Source organism: Candidatus Devosia phytovorans (assembly GCA_029202405.1).
In the GTDB taxonomy this organism is placed as follows: Bacteria; Pseudomonadota; Alphaproteobacteria; order Rhizobiales; family Devosiaceae; genus Devosia; species Devosia phytovorans.
Genome location: CP119312.1, coordinates 2,041,378 through 2,058,096 on the forward strand (window position 1 = coordinate 2,041,378; position 16,719 = coordinate 2,058,096).

A 16,719-nucleotide genomic window follows, 5' to 3' on the forward strand; every position below is an offset into this window, starting at 1 on the left:
AAGGTCAGGCGGGGATCAGGAAGCTTGGTCCTTGCGCTGTTCAGCGACGGACTTGCCCCTGACACCCCAGTTTTCCAGCGGAACATCCTCGATGACCACATGGGTCATCTCGGGGTTCTTGCCGAGAACCTTGACCATAACGTCCGTAATGCCGGCGATGACCTCGGACTTTTGATCCGGGGTGGCACCTTCAAGAATGCGGACGCTGATGAAGGGCATTTAGCCGACCAGTTCTTCGTCGGAGAAGAAATACTTGATTTCTTCGGCAGCGGTTTCCGGAGCGTCCGAACCGTGCACCGAGTTCTCGCCGATCGAGAGAGCGAATTCCTTGCGGATGGTGCCTTCGGCTGCGTTTTCCGGGTTGGTGGCGCCCATGACTTCACGGTTCTTGAGGATGGCGCCTTCGCCTTCCAGAACCTGAACGACGACGGGCGACGCGATCATCTGCTCGACCAGTTCGCCAAAGAAGGGGCGTTCCTTGTGGACCGCGTAGAAGCCTTCGGCCTGGGCGCGGGTCATGTGGATCTTCTTGAGGGCGATCGGGCGGAGACCGGCTTCCTCGAACTTGGCGACGATCTTGCCGATGAGGTTGCGACGGACGGCATCGGGCTTGATGATGGAGAAGGTGCGTTCGAGCGCCATGGGGTCGATCCTTGAATAGGGTCTGTTGGAAAGGTCGCGCCTTGTAGCGGCGAACTGCGACGCTTGCAAGACGGCCGCGCATGCGAGAATGCGCGGCCTTTTATCCGATTGTGTCAGTCGTGGTCGATGCGGTCAGTGCCGGTTGCCTTGACCGAGCCATCGGGGGCAAGCAGCGTTACTTCGACCTGGGTGGCGCCTTCGGGCACCACGATGGCCTGCTCCACTTCGATTTCGACCAGTTGGCGGGTGCAGACCTCGGCCGTGCTGGTGGTGGGGAAGGTCACGGCCAGGGTGCCGTCGACCAAGTCGCCGACCTCCGCGGTGCCAACGGCTTCACAGGCGCTGCCGTCATATTCGAATTCGATGATGACCTGGGTGGCGTTGAGCCGGTCGGCGTCGAGATCATCAAGGCGAGCGGCTTGCTGCGCGAAGGCAAAGCCGGTGGTGCCAAGGGCGATGGTGGCGGCAAGGCCGAGTGTGGCGAAGTTCATGTCGTCATCCTTTTGGTCGTAAGCACCATAGATAGTGCGGCCAGGACATTGCACTAGCGCGACAAAGCGGCACGGCTGCGGCAGGTCGCGGGTTGCCATGGCGGCTGGTTGACCTTATCGAACAGCCAACAGTTTTCCGGCGACGGGCCGAAGCGAAATCTTGCGCGGCCCCTGCCCTCTTCCCAGATTGCCTCATCATGCTCAATATCAATAGTCTGACCTATCGCATTCAGGGCCGCGAGCTGTTCGAGGATGCGTCCGTCGTGTTGCCGACGGGCTCCAAGACCGGCTTCGTGGGCAAGAATGGCACGGGCAAGACGACGCTGTTTCACCTGATCCAAGGGCATATTGGCGCCGATTCAGGCGGGTTCGAGCTCGACCGGAAGGCGCGGATCGGGGCGGTGGCGCAGGAAGCGCCGGCGGGCAACGAAAGCGTGCTGGACGTGGTGCTGGCGGCGGACAAGGAGCGCACGGCTCTGCTGGCCGAGGCCGAAACGGCAACCGACCCGGACCGGATCGGCGAAATCTATACGCGACTGGCCGATATCGATGCCTATTCGGCGGAGGGGCGCGCCTCGTCCATCCTCAAGGGCCTCGGCTTCGAGCAGGACCGGCAGAATGCGCCGACGCATGAATTGTCGGGCGGCTGGCGCATGCGCGTGGCGCTGGCGGGCGTGCTGTTTTCGCAGCCGGACCTGCTGCTGCTCGACGAACCGACCAACTATCTCGATCTCGAGGGCACGCTGTGGCTGGAGAAATATCTCGCCACCTATCCCTATACCGTCTTCATGATCAGCCATGATCGCGACCTGCTCAACAAGTCGGTCAATTCGATCATCCATCTCGAGCATCGGAAACTGACCTTCTACAAGGGCAATTACGACACGTTCGAAACCACGCGCCGCATGCAGATGGAGCTCAACAACAAGAGCCGCGACAAGGCGCTGGACCAGGTGGCGCATCTGCAGAAATTCGTCGATCGCTTCAAGGCCAAGGCGACCAAGGCCAAGCAGGCGCAGTCGCGCATGAAGATGATCGAAAAGCTCAAGCCACCGGCGGCGATGTTCGACGAATATGCGGCGCCATTCAAATTCCAGCAGCCCAAGGACGAGCCCCCTACCCCCATGATCACCCTCGACCGGGTGTCGGCAGGCTATGGCGACAGGACCATCCTGCGCAATGTGACCATGCGCATCGACCCCGATGACCGTATCGCGCTGATCGGCGTGAACGGTAACGGCAAGTCGACCTTTGCCAAGCTCCTGGCAGGCGACATCGAGGTGATGGACGGGACGCTGCGCAAGGGCAAGAAGCTCGAGATCGCGCATTTTGCCCAGCACCAGATGGACAAGCTCAAGCCGGAATGGACGCCGCTGGAGCATATGGTCGACCTGATGCCGCTCGACAATGAAGCGCGGCGCCGCAGCCGACTGGCGCAGATGGGGCTGACCACGTCGCGCATGGACACCAAGGCGAAGAACCTTTCGGGTGGCGAGCGGGCGCGCCTCTTGATGGGTATCATCACCTTTGGCGGGCCGGGGATGATGATCCTCGACGAGCCGACCAACCATCTCGACATCGACAGCCGCGATGCACTGGTGCATGCGCTCAATGACTACGAGGGCGCGGTGCTGATCATTTCGCATGATCGCCACCTGATCGAAGCGACCTGCGACACGCTGTGGATCGCCGAAGGGGGCACGATCAAGGAGCTGGACGAGGATCTCGACAGCTACCAGCGCAGCATCACCTCCACCAAGGAAAAGCCAAGCGGTGGTGGCGGCAAGGGCGCGGCCAAGCTGAGCAAGCAGGAGGCAGCGGCCAAGCGCGCCGAAGTTGCGCCGCTCAAGGCCGACATCAAGGATGCCGAGACCAGGATCGCGCGGCTGAAAAAGGAAATCGAGAAGGTCGACGCCCAGCTGGAGGACCCCAAGGTCTACAATGGCCCGGCGGACAAGCTGATTGCGCTGGGCAAGGACAAGGCACGGTTCGCTGCTGACCTCGAAACTTCAGAGGAAAAGTGGCTGGAACTCAGCGCGGAGCTGGAAGCGGCGGAACGCGGCTAGGGCTTTCCACAGTCAAGGGAACGGTAACCAGATCAAGGTGTTGAGCGGTTGACAGGCACTGCGGCTTGGCGTCTTCTGGCCGGGACGCAACCGGCCCGAAAGTGCACGATGTCCCTGTTCAGGAAGCTGTTTTTCGGGCTGGCGATTGGCCTGCCCCTTCTGGCGACCGGCGCCCAGGCGCTGGAGATGACCAAGCAGCAGCGGGCCGAACAGCGTCGCTTCTCCTATAACAACAGTCTCTTCGTCCTCTATCACGAGGTCGGGCATCTGCTGTTCCACCAGCTCGACCTGCCGATTCTTGGTCGCGAGGAAGATGCGGCGGATAATTTCGCCAGTTGGACCCTGCTTCGCCAGGGCACCGATGTCGCCAAGCAGGTGATGGAAGATGCTTCGCATGGCTGGCTGCTATCGGGCGTGGCCTATAACAGCGGCGGTGACGAAAGCGACTTTGCGGCGGCGCATAGTCTCGACAAGCAGCGCGCCTATCAGATCGTGTGCCTTGCCATAGGCATGGACGAGGATGCGTTCCGGCCGATCGCCAACGAATATCGCATCGATCGCGACCGGCAGGAAAGCTGCGCCTGGGACTATGACATGGTCGACCGCTCGCTCGATAACGTGCTGGCCGGCAGCGGCAGCAAAAAGGGCATGGGCACCGAGGTGGTGGTGACCTATCACCATGTCGGCGGCCGGCTGAAAGCGGCGGCAGATGCGTTCCGCTCCAGCGGCGTCTTCGACCAGGTGGCGGACGAGTTGCGCACGCGCTACCGGCTGCGCGAGACCGTGCGCTTCAATGCGCAGCGCTGTGGCGAGGCCAATGCCTTCTACGACCCGGACACGGTGGAAGTGATCTTCTGCTACGAGCTGATGCAGGATTACATGGACCTCTATGCCGACGACCTGGCCGAAGAGATCGCCAATTCACCGGCCGGCAAACAGAAGGTCAGGTAGGCCAATCCATCCGCGATGGATCAGTCGTTACACGTCTCCTGCCAAAGTTCGAGCTCCACCTCACCGACATCCTGAACTCTGGCAGCGCGGAAGACGGATAGCGCTGCCTAGCTGAAGCCGAGGTAGCGGCCGGGCTTGTGGTTGAGGCCGATGATGGCGTTCATCACCAGCGCGCCGAGGATGGAATAGAACACCTTGTCGAGCGGCAGGAGAAAGAGGGCGACGACGAGGATGACGCCGTCGACGCCGAGCTGGAACCAGCCGGCGCGGATGCCGAAGCGGTCCTGCAGGTAGAGCGAGAGGATGTTGATGCCGCCGACGCTGGCCCGGTGGCGGAACAGCGACAGGATACCCAGACCGATCATGCCACCGCCGATCAGCGCCGCGAACAGCGGTTCGACCCGGCCGAGCACCATCCAGTGCGGGATATTGGCGGTGAAAAAGGACACGAGGCCGACGCAGACGAAGGTTTTGATGGCAAAGGGCCAGCCCATGCGCAGCACGGCCAGCACGTAAAAAGGCAGGTTTATCAGGAAGAAGAGCCAGCCGAAGCTGATACCGGTGACATATTGCAGCAGCAGCGCGAGGCCAGCGGTGCTGCCGGTGGTCAGGGTGACGCGGGTATAGAGCGCTATGCCGATCGAGACCAGGATGGTGCCGATCAGCATGGCGAAAATATCTTCCGGCAGCGTGTGGCGGCTGGGGGTGGAGAGGTCTGCTGTCATGCCTTTTTCACCCAACGACCGTCGGGTTCCTGCTGCCAATAGGTTAGCGCATTGTTACCCTTGAGAGCGCGCCATGCGAGGCGCGCTTCGGCAACGGCGTCGGGATCGTGCCCGGAAAACATATAGACCACACGCACATAGCCTTCGGTGGATTGCGGCACGGCGCGATCCACAAAGAATCGCACTTCGGCGCTGTTGGGATTGTCAGTGCCGGTGGTCAGAAGGATGGGCTGATGGGCGTCGCTGTCCTCCCCGGCCAGGCCATGGGGCAGAAAGCTGTCATCGCGGAAGGTCCAGAGATGGGCGTCGAGGGCTTCGGCCCGCTCGGTGGACCCCAGTTCCACCACCGCGCGCCAGCCGCGCTCGAGCGTCTTTTCCAGCAGGGCCGGAATGACGGTTTCGAGCGGGCGCGGTTCGAGGTGGTAGAAGAGGACTTCCGCCATGCTGACTATTGCTTCTCGTAATAGTCGCGGACCAGACGGTCGAGCAGCGCGACGCCGAAGCCGGGGGCCCAGGAGGTGTTGGTCTCGCTGGCGGTGCCACCAAAGGCAGTGCCGGCAATGTCGAGATGGGCCCAGGGGGTGTTGTTGACAAAGCGCTGCAGGAACTGCGCGGCAGTGATCGAGCCGGCGGGGCGGCCGACCGAATTGCGGATGTCGGCGAATTTGGATTCGATCAGCTTGTCATAGGCGGGGGCCAGTGGCATGCGCCAGAGCTTTTCGTTGACCGAGAGGCCCGCGTTGAGCAGGCGGGTCGAGAGTTCGTCATTGTTGGAAAAGAGGCCGGCGTGCTCGTGACCCAGGGCGACGACGATGGCGCCGGTGAGGGTCGCCAGGTTGATCATGAACTTGGGCTTGAAGCGGTCCTGGGTGTACCAAAGGGCATCGGCGAGGACGAGACGGCCTTCGGCATCGGTATTGATGACTTCGATGGTCGTGCCGTTCATCGCCTTGACGATATCGCCGGGGCGCACGGCGCCACCCGAGGGCATGTTCTCGACGAGGCCAATGACGCCGACCACATTGGCCGGGGCCTTGCGGGTGGCAAGGGCATGGATGAGGCCGGTGACGGCGGCTGCGCCGCCCATATCGCCCTTCATGTCTTCCATGGAGGCGGCCGGCTTGATGGAAATGCCGCCGGTATCAAAGACCACGCCCTTGCCGACGAAGGCGAGCGGGGCGTCACCCGGATTGCCACCACGCCATTGCATGACAACGAGGCGGGCCGGACGATCGGAGCCCTGGGCGACGCAGAGCAGCGAGCCCATGCCCAGATTTTCCAGCGCTTCGGGCTCGAGGATTTCGACATCGACACCGAGCTTGACCAGTTCGGCAGCGCGGGCAGCAAATTCGACCGGGCCCAGCACATTGGCCGGCTCGTTGATCAGGTCTCGGGCCAGCAACGTGCCCTGTACAGTTGCACCGCGATCGTCAATGGCGAGATCGGCCGCAGCGGGATCGGCGACATGCAAGGCGATGTCGAGCGGGCCGGAGACGTCGTCAGGCCTGGGCGACTTGTATTTGTCGAACCTGTAGTGGCGCAGGCGCAGACCGGCCGCCAGCTCACCGATGGCAAGGGCGCTGGCGCCGGGCTCGTCGATGACCACGGAGACGGTTTCGGCACGGGCCGCGGCCAGCTTGGCCAGCAGCGAGCCGCCACGGTCGGTCCAGCTATTGGCGGACAGTTCTGCATCGGACTTGCCGCGACCGAGCACCACCAGGCGTTTACCGCCAGCACCCAGGACGTCGAGCGCCTGGCCCTGCTTGCCCTTGAAGGCCCCTGCCCGCGCCGTCTCGCTCCAGTCCAGACCCGTCGCGGACCAGACTGTTGCCGCAGCGCCGGCGGGTGCGGCGTCTTCGGCGGCATAGATCACGGTCGTGGCGGCGAGTGCTCCGTCGAGCGGAGCGGTGCGGATGGCGATGGGCTGGGACATTGAAGGCCTTGGGGCAAAGCGGGCGCGTGCCCGGAATTTGAGGTTGCCCTTACATTGAGAGCTTTGCCCGCCGCGTCAATCCCGCAACAAGGCTGAGACAAATCCGTGCACAGGGTCCTACGTGCTTGTCTTGCAACCCGAACTGCACCAAGGTCCGCCCGATCCGGAGACTCTGCCGAAGCCGCATGAAGAAGCTGACCGCCTATCTTTCTCGTCTGTTCGTGGCGGATGCGCTGATCCTGCTCGGCGTGCTGTGCCTGCTGTTGTGGCTGGTCAATTGCCTGCGCTCGTTCGAGGTGATTTCGGTCAAGGGGCAGAATGTGCTCGTGCTGGCGCTGCAGGCCATGCTGACCATGCCGCCGCTGGTGATTTCCTTCTTCTATATCTGCGTCGGCATCGGCCTCGCGCGCGCCTTGCAACAGCTGCAGGCCAATCGCGAGTTGCATATCATCCATACGAGCTACGGGCTGGGTTCGCTGTGGCGCGCCACGGGCGTGGTGGCCGGCGCGGGTGTGCTGGTCATGCTGCTGCTGTCCAATTTCATCGAGCCCTATGCCATCCGCCGGCTGAACCTCCTCAATGCCAGCGTCGCGGCGGATCTGGTGAGCTCGACGCTGCGGCCGGGCCGTTTCACCCAGGTGACACCGGGCGTGGTCATCCTGATCGGCGGGCGCGAAGGCGACGGCGAAATCCAGCAATTCTTCGCCGATGACCGGCGCGATCCGCAGAGCCGGCAGACCTATATCGCCGAATCCGCCCGCGTGGCTGCCGATGGCGAGGGTTTTGTCATCGAGCTGCGCAATGGCACGCTGCAATATAGCCAGTCCGACGGGCGCTTCTCAGAGGTTTCCTTCGACCGCTATGACGTGAGTGTCGCCCAGCTGTCGCAGTCGATCGGCTCGATCGACCCGATGCTGGAAAAGGACAGCCTGACACTGGTCCGGGAAGCGCTGAGCTCGGGCGAGTGGAATGCCTATGCGGTGCTGCTGTTGTCCAATCGCATGGCCGAGGGACTGCGCGTCATCGGCATGGCCCTGATGGTGCTGGCGATCATGGGCTTTCCCAATGGAAGGCGCATGCGCCTCGGCCTGCCCATGGAGGTGATCGTCATGCTGATTGCCTTCGGGGAGAGAAGCCTCAGCGCCTATAGCCCGATCGGCACGGCGGCCGGCGCGCTGATCATGATTGCCGTCGCTGGCGCAGCCCTGTTGATCCGCATCCGGCCCCGACGCGCGCCGACGGTGGAGGTGGCGACATGAACGGCATAGACCGCGTCATCCTGGGCCGGGTAGGCAGCCGCATCCTCGTCACCGTGGGCGTGTTCTACGGCATCATCGCGCTGGTCGAATCGCTCGACACCTGGCGGTTCAACTACGTCTCCGAGCAGCACGGCGTGCATATGGCCGTGGTGATGGTGGCGATGAGCGCCGTCAAATGGACGATCAAGACCCTGCCGGTGACCGTGCTCATGGGTGCGATCCTGGGGTTTATCGACCTCAAGGCGCGTCATGAGCTGACGGTGATCCAGGCGACGGGCATGTCGATCTGGCGCATCATCCGGGCGCCGCTGATTGCGCTGATCCTGTTCAGCTTCGCCATCGGGCTGGGGCTCGAGACGGTGAGCGTGCATTTCAACCGCGTGCTCAAGCCGACCTCGCAGGGCTATACCGCCATGCTGACCCCGCCGGGCGAAATCTGGCTGGAGCAGCGCAGCGAGGATGGCGCCTATGTGATGATGGCCACGGGCATGCAGGAAGGCGGCACGGCGCTGGGCAATGTCACCGTGTTCAACCTCAATAGCGGCGATGCCACACGCATCGAGGCCGAGGAAGCACTGCTCGAAACCGGGCAATGGGTGTTTCCGACCGCAGTGCTCAAAAGCGCCGACCAACCGTCGCGCACCGTCACCAATTTCACCCTGCCGACCAGCTCGACGCCGACCGAGATGCGACTCAAGCTGGCATCTACCGAGGACATGACATTCTTCGAGCTGGCGCGGCTTTTATCGGCCGGCGTGGTGGACTCAAACATCCGCACGGCGGGGACGATGCGGCTGATTAAATTGCTGGCTTTGCCGCTTGTGCTAACCGGCTCGCTGTTCATTGCTTTTGCGTTTACCGCAGGTTATCGAAGAGGCTCTAATTATGGTCCTGCGGTCCTTTACGGGATCGTATTGGGGTTCGTTGTGTTCGTGATTACCGAGATGGCCGACCGCGCCGGGTCGACCGGCGTTCTCGATCCCACGTTTGCGGCAGTCGGACCGGCATTTGTAGCCATTGTCATTGGCGTGACGGTGCTGCTGCACAAGGAAGACGGGCGGGCGTGAAGAAGCTTTTCGACAGGGGGACGTCTGCGAGTCGCCTGGCCTTGGCCAGTGCCCTGCTTGCGCTTACCTTCTCGTCCGCGGCCTTCGCCCAGACGCTGGTTCCTACGGATTTTTTCAACGCACCGGTCAATAGCGCCGACCCGGCCGAGGTCGAATCGAGCACGCTGACCTTTGACAGTGCCAAAAACCTCATTACTGCCAGCGGCGATGTTGTGCTGCGCCAGAGCGGCTATACGCTGACCGGGCAGAATCTGGTCTACGACCGCAGCAACCAGACGCTGAAATTCACTGGCAATGTCACGGTGCTCGATCCCTCGGGCAACCTTGCCGAGATGAGTGATGCCGACATTACCGGCGGGATGAAACAGGCGTTTCTCAATGCCCTGACCATCACCGCCTATGACGGCTCGCGCATTACTGCCGACAGCGCCGACTATGCCTCGGCGCTGCGCACGATTCTCGACAAGGCGACCTATGCGCCCTGCGGGGACTGTATCGATGATCGCGAGCAGCGCATCGGCTGGAAGGTCAACACCTCCAGCATCACCTATAATTCCGAGGATGGCTCGCTCTATCTGGAGCAGCCGACGCTCGAAGTACTCGGCCTGCCGGTGGCCTGGCTGCCGTATCTGTGGATTCCTGATCTTAGTGCCAGCACGGTGGAAGGCTTCCGGACGCCGAACTACAGCTACACCGATGAAGTCGGGCACAAGGTCGAAGTCCCCTACTACGCCTATTCAAGCCGCTGGACCGACGTCATCCTGACGCCAACCTTCATGACGCGGCAGGGTTTCCTGCTCGGCGCCGAATGGCTGCAGCGCTTCGACAATGGCGCGTTCCAGATCAAGGCATCGGGCCTTTATCAGTGGGAAAAGGAAGCCTTCGGCTTTGCCGACGCTCAGCGCGACTGGCGCGGAGCGATCCAGACATCGGGTTCGTTCACCCCGATCGAGAACTGGACCGCAGGCTGGAGCTACACCGAATTCACCGATGCGGCCTATCTCGACGACTATGGGCTGACTACGGGCACATCGAGCGTCAATCAGGTCTATGCGACCAATGTAACCGATGACACTTTCCTCGACGTGCGGGTGCAAAAGTTCAACCGGATCGGCGACTATACCGATATCGACCAGGGCGAGCAGGCAGCCACGCTCCCCGCCGTGCGGTTCAACCACATTCAGGAACTCGCGCCCGGCAATGGCCGCGTCGAGATCAGCGGGCGCCTGCTGGGCGTGCAGCGCGAATATGACTCGACCACGTCGTCGAATGGCGTGCCCTATATCTTCGGCTATTCCGGCGGTCGGCAGCATGCCAGCGTCCAGGCCGGCTGGCAGAACCAGTATATCGGCGGCGGCGGGTTCGTGGCGACGCCCTATCTGGGTGGCCGTACAGACTTTGCCTATTACGATGGCACCAGCGCCGATCCGACGCAGCCGGGCGAGACGTCGCTGTTCAGCCTGACGCCGATCGCGGCCATGGATGTGCGCTTTCCGGTGGCGGCCAATGACGGCTCGACCGTACATCTGATCGAGCCGATCGCCCAGCTGGCCTATCGCGGCTCGGGCACGACGTCGGTCGGCATCACCAATGACGATGCGCAGAGCTTCGTCTTCGATGACACCAACCTCTTCAGCTACAACCGCTTCTCCGGCTATGACCGGCAGGAGACGGGGCTGCGCCTCAATGTGGGTGGTCGCTACCAGGCCAATTTCATCGACGGCAGTTATATCGAGCTGGTCGCTGGCCAGAGCTTCCACCTGGCGGGCGAGAATGCCTTCGACACGGTGGACCAGGCGCAGACGGGCGTCGGCGCGGGCCTCAGCGGCACGGCGTCCTATGCCGTGCTGGGCGCCTATGCAGGCTTTGAAAGCGGCATCAGGGCGGGCGGCAAGCTGCAGGTCGATACCGAGGAGCCGGCGATCACCCGCGCATCGCTGTCGGCCGGTTATGCCAATGACGGCTGGGCGGCCACGGCGGACTATAATTTCATCGCGGCCAACGAAGCGGCTGGCGTGGTCATGGACCAGCACGAAATCGGCGGTTCGGTGACCGTGCCGGTGGCCGAATACTGGTCGCTCCAGGCGCGGACCTATTGGGACATCGCCTCGAACAACTACCTGCAGGTCGGCGGCGGCGTGACCTATGATGACGGGTATTTGATGATCGGCGCCGACGCCTATCGCAACGGGCCGACCCATACCTCGCCCGACGAGACCCGCGTCACGGCTTCGTTCAAGCTCAAGGCCCCGGCGGGTCTGGACTTCGGCTTTGCCACCAACGCCGTGGTTGAGTAAACTTCTATCGGATTTTGGCCTCATTCATGGGGCAATTGACAGCGCGATATTCCCGCCCCATTGAGGGTTGGGTGGATCCATGCGAGGCGAATGACTATGGCCATGAATTTTCTGGGGCGCGCAGCCAGCGCCATGATCGTGGGTGCAGTGCTGACCATGGGCGCCGCCATGCCTGCCGTGGCGCAGAATGTGCGCGCGACCGTCAATGGCACCCCCATCACCGACATGCAGGTGGCGCAGCGCCAGCGGCTGTTCCAGATGGAAGGCAATAGCGGCGGTTCGGCCGGTGCCCTCAAGCAGCTGGTCGACGAAGCCATCCAGATTTCGGAAGCCAAGCGCATCGGCATCACGGTCAGCAATACGCAGGTCGACGAGGCCAAGCAGCAGATCGCCCGCAACATGAACCTCAGCCAGGACCGCCTGATTGCCATGCTGCAGCAAGGTGGCGTGGGCATCGAAACGCTGGAAGACCGGCTGCGCGCCGCCATCGCCTGGAATGCCATCACCGAGCAGGTGGTGATGCCGCAGGTGCAGATCTCGGAACTCCAGCTCGACCAGGAAGCCGCCAGCCAGGTGCAGGATTACCAGACCTTCGATTACATCCTCAAGGAAGTGATCTTTGTCGGTGGTGGCGGCCGGTCGAGCCAGGCCAACAATTATCGCTCAAAATTCAGTGGCTGTGACACGGCCGTCGACCTGTCGCTCGGCTTTACCGATGCGGCCGTGGTGGACGTCGGTCGCCGCCATGCCACGCAGATGCCCGAGGCAATTGCCAAGGAACTGGCGGGCCTCAATGTCGGCGGCATCACCAAGCCGCGCGCCACCCAGACCGGACTTTCCATGCTGGCCGTCTGCGAGAAGACCCAGGCGCAGGACCTGACCTTCATCAAGAGCGACCTGCGCGCCGAGCAGGGCAACGACGCCCTCTCCGGACAGGTGACCGCCTATATGGACAAGCTGCGCAGCGAAGCCAAGATCATCTACAACTAAGCCATACGGGCCCGCCAAGAGCGGGCCCTAAGCTTTCATGGGGGCCGAGATGGACAAGCCGCTAGCCATCAGCATGGGCGAGCCGGCAGGCGCCGGCCCCGATATCATCCTTGACCTTTATGCCCGACGGGGAGAGCTCAACCTCCCCGCGTTCTGCGTTTTCGGCCATGCCGATTTTCTCGCCGCACGGGCGCAGCGGCTGGGGCTGGATATTGCCATTGCCCAGGTCGAGCCAGCCGAGGCCATCGACGTTTTCACCGAGGCGCTGCCCGTCGTCAGCCTCGAGGGCCTGGTGCCCGACAAGCCGGGACAGGTGTCGCCGTTGTCGGCGAAGGTGGTGATCCGCTCGATCGAAGAGGCCGTGACGGCGACGCTGACCGGGGCCTGCCGCGGGCTGGTGACAGGACCGATCCACAAGGCCGGCCTCTACAATGCCGGGTTCAAACATCCGGGGCATACTGAATTCCTGGCCGAGCTCTGCGCCAATGGCGGCGAGCAAAGGCTGCCGGTGATGATGCTGGCGCATGGCGGGCTGCGCAGCGTGCCGGTCACCATCCACGTGCCGATCCGCGACGTGCCGAACCTGCTGACGAAAGAGCTGGTGGCCGAGACCATTCGCGTGGTCGCCTATGACCTGAAACATCGTTTCGGCATTGCCGCGCCGCAGATCGGGGTGGCGGGGCTCAATCCGCATGCCGGCGAAGGCGGGGCGATCGGACGCGAGGATCTCGAAATCATCGGGCCGGCGGTGGCGCAATTGCAATTCGAGGGGCTTGATGTGACCGGCCCCCTGCCCGCCGATACGCTGTTCTATCCGGCGCACTGGGCGCGCTATGACGCCGTGGTGGCCATGTATCACGATCAGGCGCTGATCCCGATCAAGACCGTGGCTTTCGACGAGGCGGTCAATGTTACGCTGGGCCTGCCCATCGTGCGGACCTCGCCCGACCATGGCACGGCCTTCGATCTGGCGGGGACAGGCCGAGCTTCGCCAGCGAGTTTTCTTGCGGCCATCCGCATGGCCGATGTAATGACCACGGCATCATGAGCCAAATCGACAATCTGCCGCCGCTGCGCGAAGTCATCGCCGAGCATGGCCTGCGGGCCAAAAAGGAACTCGGGCAGAATTTTCTGCTCGACCTCAACCTCACCGCGCGCATTGCGCGTGTCGCGGGATCGCTCGAAGGCGTGCGCGTCATCGAGGTTGGTCCGGGCCCCGGCGGGCTGACGCGGGCGCTGCTGGCCGAGGGCGCCAAGGAAGTCATCGCCATCGAGCGCGACCCGCGGGCCCTCCCCGCGCTGGCGCAGGTGGCCGAGGCCTATCCCGGCCGCCTGACAGTGATCAGCGGCGATGCCATGGAAATGGACTATCGCGCGCTGGCCGATGGGCCGACGCGGATCATCGCCAACCTGCCCTATAATATCGCGACGCCGCTTCTCACAGGCTGGCTGACCATGGATCCGTGGCCGAGCTTTTTCGAGAGCCTGACGCTGATGTTCCAGCGCGAGGTCGCGGAACGCATCTGCGCCAAGCCGGGCGAGGATCCCTACGGCCGGCTGGGCGTGCTGGCCGGCTGGCGCACCGATGCGCGGATCGCCTTCAATGTCGGCCGCCAGGCCTTTGTGCCGCCACCGAACGTGACGTCGGCCGTGGTGCATCTGACGCCAAAGCCGGTAGGCGAGGACGTGACGGTGAAAAACCTCGAGCATATCACCCGCGCCGCCTTCGGGCAGCGCCGCAAGATGGTGCGGCAGAGCCTCAAGGCCGCCGGCGTGGCTGTGGAGGGGCTGCTCACGGCCGCGAGCCTCAAGGGCGACGAGCGGGCAGAAGACCTGCCCATCGAGGCCTTTTTGGCCATGGCACGGGCGCTGCCCGAGCTGCGCAGGGCCCAGCAGGCGAGCTAGATCCTAGCCTGGCATCTGTCGCATGACACGTTGCGAGAGAGCAGGATCGACCAGCAGCGCGGTGAGGTCGCTAACCTGATCGAGTGATCCGATCACCGGACGTGCCCTGAGCTCGGGGTCTTCTATCGCGGCCATCGCCGCGGCAACCGCGTCGTGGGCATTGATGGTGTTGAACGGCCGATCATAATAGGGGCCGACCACGGGCTGGAAAGCAGCGCGGTCCATGGCCTTCTGCCGCTCCGCCAAAACCACATAAGCTGCGGCAAGGGCGTCGCCTCGCTCGTCCCATGCATCGGCGGCAATCGCCTGCAAAAGGTGTGGCGAAAGCTGCGCGGCAAGCGGCAGCCTGGCGAAACTGCTGCCGAACCACTTAGGGTAAGGGGCATAACGGCCCTCCAGCAGAAAAGCCATGCGCATCACCTCCCGCACCAGCCGGGCAGCGATCACGCGAGAGCCAAGCTCATCACCCACCTGCCCTGCGCGACCGACAAAGGCCTGTTCCTCGGCAATGCGCCGCCACTGGCAGGCGATTTTGTACAGCCACACATCGTCAGGAAAATAGGCGAGACGCCGGCGTGCCGCGCTCAGATGACCGTCGTCGTCGTGGAACACGGCCCCTGCGGTAAAGGCAAGGAGCTGCTGTTCGGCAAAACCCAGCCATTGCGCCGTGCCGAGATTGTCCACCGAGCGGACAGCGAGTTGGCGTTCAAGGCTGGACTCAAGGGTATGGAACTCCAAGCCGTGGTCGAGCACGCCCGCCGCCCCTGCGCCATTGGCGGGCGCATGCGGTCGGCTTCTCCACCCAATTGGCTCACCAAGATAGGTGGGCGGGGCCTCGGCTGAAAAAGCCTCGACCATTCGACGAGCGTAAGCCTCGAAATCTTCTTCGGTGAGGAAGATGTGTACACGCGGCCCCCAATTGTGGTCGCGGGAGGTTTCGTCGTCGAAGCCAAGCAGCTCTGAGCCATAGCCACCAATAGCTGCGGCGTGGCGCAGGCCGGGCGCAGCCCTGCCGAGCCACGGCCGGACGATATCTGCGTAGAAGCGACGCGACAGCTCGATGCCCTGCATTTATCCTCCTCTGCTCCCTAACCATAGAGGCCGGAACGCGCCATTTGAAGGCTCTCTTCAGACGCCCGCTGGCGGTTCGGCCGGTCTTTCCGGCATGGCCAGCGGTGGCAGGACCATCAGGCGGAAGGCGACGAGCAGGGCGGCGATGGCGGCGCCGCCGCTGACCAGCATGACGCCGTTCCAGCCCATGCCCACCCAGGCATAGCCGCCCAACGTGCCCAGCACGGACGAGCCGAGATAGTAGGCGAACAGATAGATGGCCGAGGCCTGGGCCCGGCCGACCAGTGCGCGCCGCGCCACCCAGGCGCTGGCGATGCCATGGGCGGCGAAATAGCCAATGGTGGCGATGGCGAGCCCGATGATGATGACCGGAGTTGAGGGCACCAGGGTCAGGGCCACGCCAATGCCCATGGTCAGCACCAGCGTCCAGTAGACTTTCCGGCGCCCGAGCCGCTGGGCGAGACCACCGGCCCAGGTCGAGCTGATGCTGCCCAGCAGATAGACCAGGAAGATGGCCGAGATCACCGCGTGGCTGAGTTCGAAGGGCGGCAGGGCGAGGCGGAAACCGGCGTAGTTGTAGAGCGTGACGAAGCTGCCCATCAAAAGGAAAGCCGAGAGGAAGAGCCAGGGCAGGCCCTCGTCGCGGAACTGGATGCGGATCAGCCGACCGAGATCGCGCAGTCCCAGTCGCGAGCGAGCGGAGTGATGCGGGGTTGGCAGAAGCAGGACGACGGCGATGGCCGCGGCGGCGATCATGACGCCAAGCACAAGCAAAGCGGGTCGCCAGGTGATCCAGTCAGCGAGCACGCCAGAGATCAGCCGGCCGGACATGCCGCCGATCGCCGTGCCACCGATATAGAGGCCCATGGAAAAGCCCAAGGCTTCGGGGTCCATCTCCTCGGCCAGATAGACCATGGCGACAGCCGGCAGGCCGGAGAGGGTCAGCCCCATCAGGGCGCGAATGGCGACCAGTGTTTCCCAAGTCGGCGCGAAGGGCAGCATGAGGCCCAGCACTGCGGTGGAGATGATGGCCCAGACCATCAAAAGCTTGCGCCCTACCCGGTCGGCGACGAGGCTGGCAAACAGCAGGGCGACCGCGAGCGTCGCCGTGGTCACCGAAAGCGAGAGCGAGCTCTGGCCGGCATTGAGGCCGAACTGCTCGGCAAAGATCGGCAGCAGCGGCTGGACCGAATAGAGCGTGGCGAAGATCGCGAAGGCCGAGAGGAAGAAGGCGATATTGGCGCGGATGAACTCCGGCGTGCCGCGTCGGATGACTGTGGGGAGGTGAGGCTCAGTCATGGTCGCTCACCTCACGCAGAACG

16 protein-coding genes are annotated in these 16,719 nt (G+C 63.4%); 8 read left to right on the forward strand and 8 right to left on the reverse strand.

Annotated features, from left to right (window positions below):
* Positions 1 to 15 precede the first annotated feature (15 nt).
* The 3 genes from P0Y65_10170 to P0Y65_10180 all read right to left on the reverse strand — a co-directional run bounded on the left by P0Y65_10170 (position 16) and on the right by P0Y65_10180 (position 1,133).
* Positions 16 to 219 (reverse strand): 4-oxalocrotonate tautomerase family protein, encoded by a 204-nt coding sequence (locus tag P0Y65_10170; protein WEK06583.1) that lies wholly within the window; start codon positions 217 to 219, stop codon positions 16 to 18.
* Positions 220 to 642 carry a nucleoside-diphosphate kinase gene (gene ndk / locus P0Y65_10175; protein WEK06584.1) on the reverse strand — a complete coding sequence of 141 codons (423 nt, stop codon included), beginning with the start codon at positions 640 to 642 and terminating at the stop codon, positions 220 to 222.
* Between the two features lie 113 nt (positions 643 to 755).
* Positions 756 to 1,133: a hypothetical protein gene (locus P0Y65_10180; GenBank protein WEK06585.1), complete on the reverse strand. Its 378-nt coding sequence runs from the start codon at positions 1,131 to 1,133 to the stop codon at positions 756 to 758.
* 197 nt (positions 1,134 to 1,330) lie between these two features.
* Between P0Y65_10180 and P0Y65_10185 the strand changes: the two genes are divergently transcribed.
* Together P0Y65_10185 and P0Y65_10190 are read left to right on the forward strand one after the other, a co-directional pair.
* Complete coding sequence (locus P0Y65_10185; protein WEK06586.1) at positions 1,331 to 3,199, forward strand: ABC-F family ATP-binding cassette domain-containing protein; 1,869 nt, start codon at positions 1,331 to 1,333, stop codon at positions 3,197 to 3,199.
* 108 nt (positions 3,200 to 3,307) lie between these two features.
* Positions 3,308 to 4,150, forward strand: coding sequence for a DUF4344 domain-containing metallopeptidase (locus P0Y65_10190; protein ID WEK06587.1), 843 nt, complete (start codon positions 3,308 to 3,310; stop codon positions 4,148 to 4,150).
* Between the two features lie 107 nt (positions 4,151 to 4,257).
* Here P0Y65_10190 and P0Y65_10195 read toward each other — a convergent pair whose 3' ends face one another.
* From P0Y65_10195 to P0Y65_10205, 3 genes are read right to left on the reverse strand one after another with little or no spacing between them, the layout of a single operon-like run.
* A complete protein-coding gene (locus P0Y65_10195; protein ID WEK06588.1) occupies positions 4,258 to 4,875 on the reverse strand; it encodes a YitT family protein in 618 nt (205 codons plus the stop codon).
* The gene (locus P0Y65_10200) at positions 4,872 to 5,318 is read right to left on the reverse strand and encodes a DNA polymerase III subunit chi (GenBank protein ID WEK06589.1); all 447 of its coding nucleotides are present in this window, start codon (positions 5,316 to 5,318) and stop codon (positions 4,872 to 4,874) included. Before P0Y65_10200 ends, P0Y65_10195 begins: the two co-directional genes overlap by 4 nt.
* A gap of 5 nt (positions 5,319 to 5,323) precedes the next feature.
* Positions 5,324 to 6,808 carry a leucyl aminopeptidase gene (locus tag P0Y65_10205; protein WEK06590.1) on the reverse strand — a complete coding sequence of 495 codons (1,485 nt, stop codon included), beginning with the start codon at positions 6,806 to 6,808 and terminating at the stop codon, positions 5,324 to 5,326.
* A gap of 185 nt (positions 6,809 to 6,993) precedes the next feature.
* Here P0Y65_10205 and P0Y65_10210 point away from each other — a divergent pair, with 185 nt between their 5' ends.
* The 6 genes from P0Y65_10210 (at position 6,994) to rsmA (ending at position 14,326) form a co-directional block, all read left to right on the forward strand.
* Positions 6,994 to 8,067 carry an LptF/LptG family permease gene (locus tag P0Y65_10210; protein WEK06591.1) on the forward strand — a complete coding sequence of 358 codons (1,074 nt, stop codon included), beginning with the start codon at positions 6,994 to 6,996 and terminating at the stop codon, positions 8,065 to 8,067.
* Entirely contained in the window at positions 8,064 to 9,134 is a 1,071-nt protein-coding gene (locus P0Y65_10215) for an LptF/LptG family permease (protein ID WEK06592.1), read from the forward strand. Before P0Y65_10210 ends, P0Y65_10215 begins: the two co-directional genes overlap by 4 nt.
* Positions 9,131 to 11,431: an LPS assembly protein LptD gene (lptD, locus tag P0Y65_10220; protein ID WEK06593.1), complete on the forward strand. Its 2,301-nt coding sequence runs from the start codon at positions 9,131 to 9,133 to the stop codon at positions 11,429 to 11,431. The genes P0Y65_10215 and lptD overlap by 4 nt, the downstream gene beginning before the upstream one ends.
* Before the next feature lie 96 nt (positions 11,432 to 11,527).
* Positions 11,528 to 12,421, forward strand: a complete 894-nt coding sequence (locus P0Y65_10225; GenBank protein ID WEK06594.1) for a peptidylprolyl isomerase — start codon at positions 11,528 to 11,530, stop codon at positions 12,419 to 12,421.
* Between the two features lie 49 nt (positions 12,422 to 12,470).
* The gene (gene pdxA / locus P0Y65_10230) at positions 12,471 to 13,469 is read left to right on the forward strand and encodes a 4-hydroxythreonine-4-phosphate dehydrogenase PdxA (GenBank protein WEK06595.1); all 999 of its coding nucleotides are present in this window, start codon (positions 12,471 to 12,473) and stop codon (positions 13,467 to 13,469) included.
* Entirely contained in the window at positions 13,466 to 14,326 is an 861-nt protein-coding gene (gene rsmA / locus P0Y65_10235; protein ID WEK06596.1) for a 16S rRNA (adenine(1518)-N(6)/adenine(1519)-N(6))-dimethyltransferase RsmA, read from the forward strand. Before pdxA ends, rsmA begins: the two co-directional genes overlap by 4 nt.
* A gap of 3 nt (positions 14,327 to 14,329) precedes the next feature.
* On the opposite strand, the gene P0Y65_10240 is transcribed toward rsmA, so the two are convergent.
* Positions 14,330 to 15,397, reverse strand: coding sequence for a DUF4037 domain-containing protein (locus tag P0Y65_10240; protein WEK06597.1), 1,068 nt, complete (start codon positions 15,395 to 15,397; stop codon positions 14,330 to 14,332).
* A gap of 57 nt (positions 15,398 to 15,454) precedes the next feature.
* Entirely contained in the window at positions 15,455 to 16,696 is a 1,242-nt protein-coding gene (locus tag P0Y65_10245; GenBank protein WEK06598.1) for an MFS transporter, read from the reverse strand.
* Positions 16,697 to 16,719 lie beyond the last annotated feature (23 nt).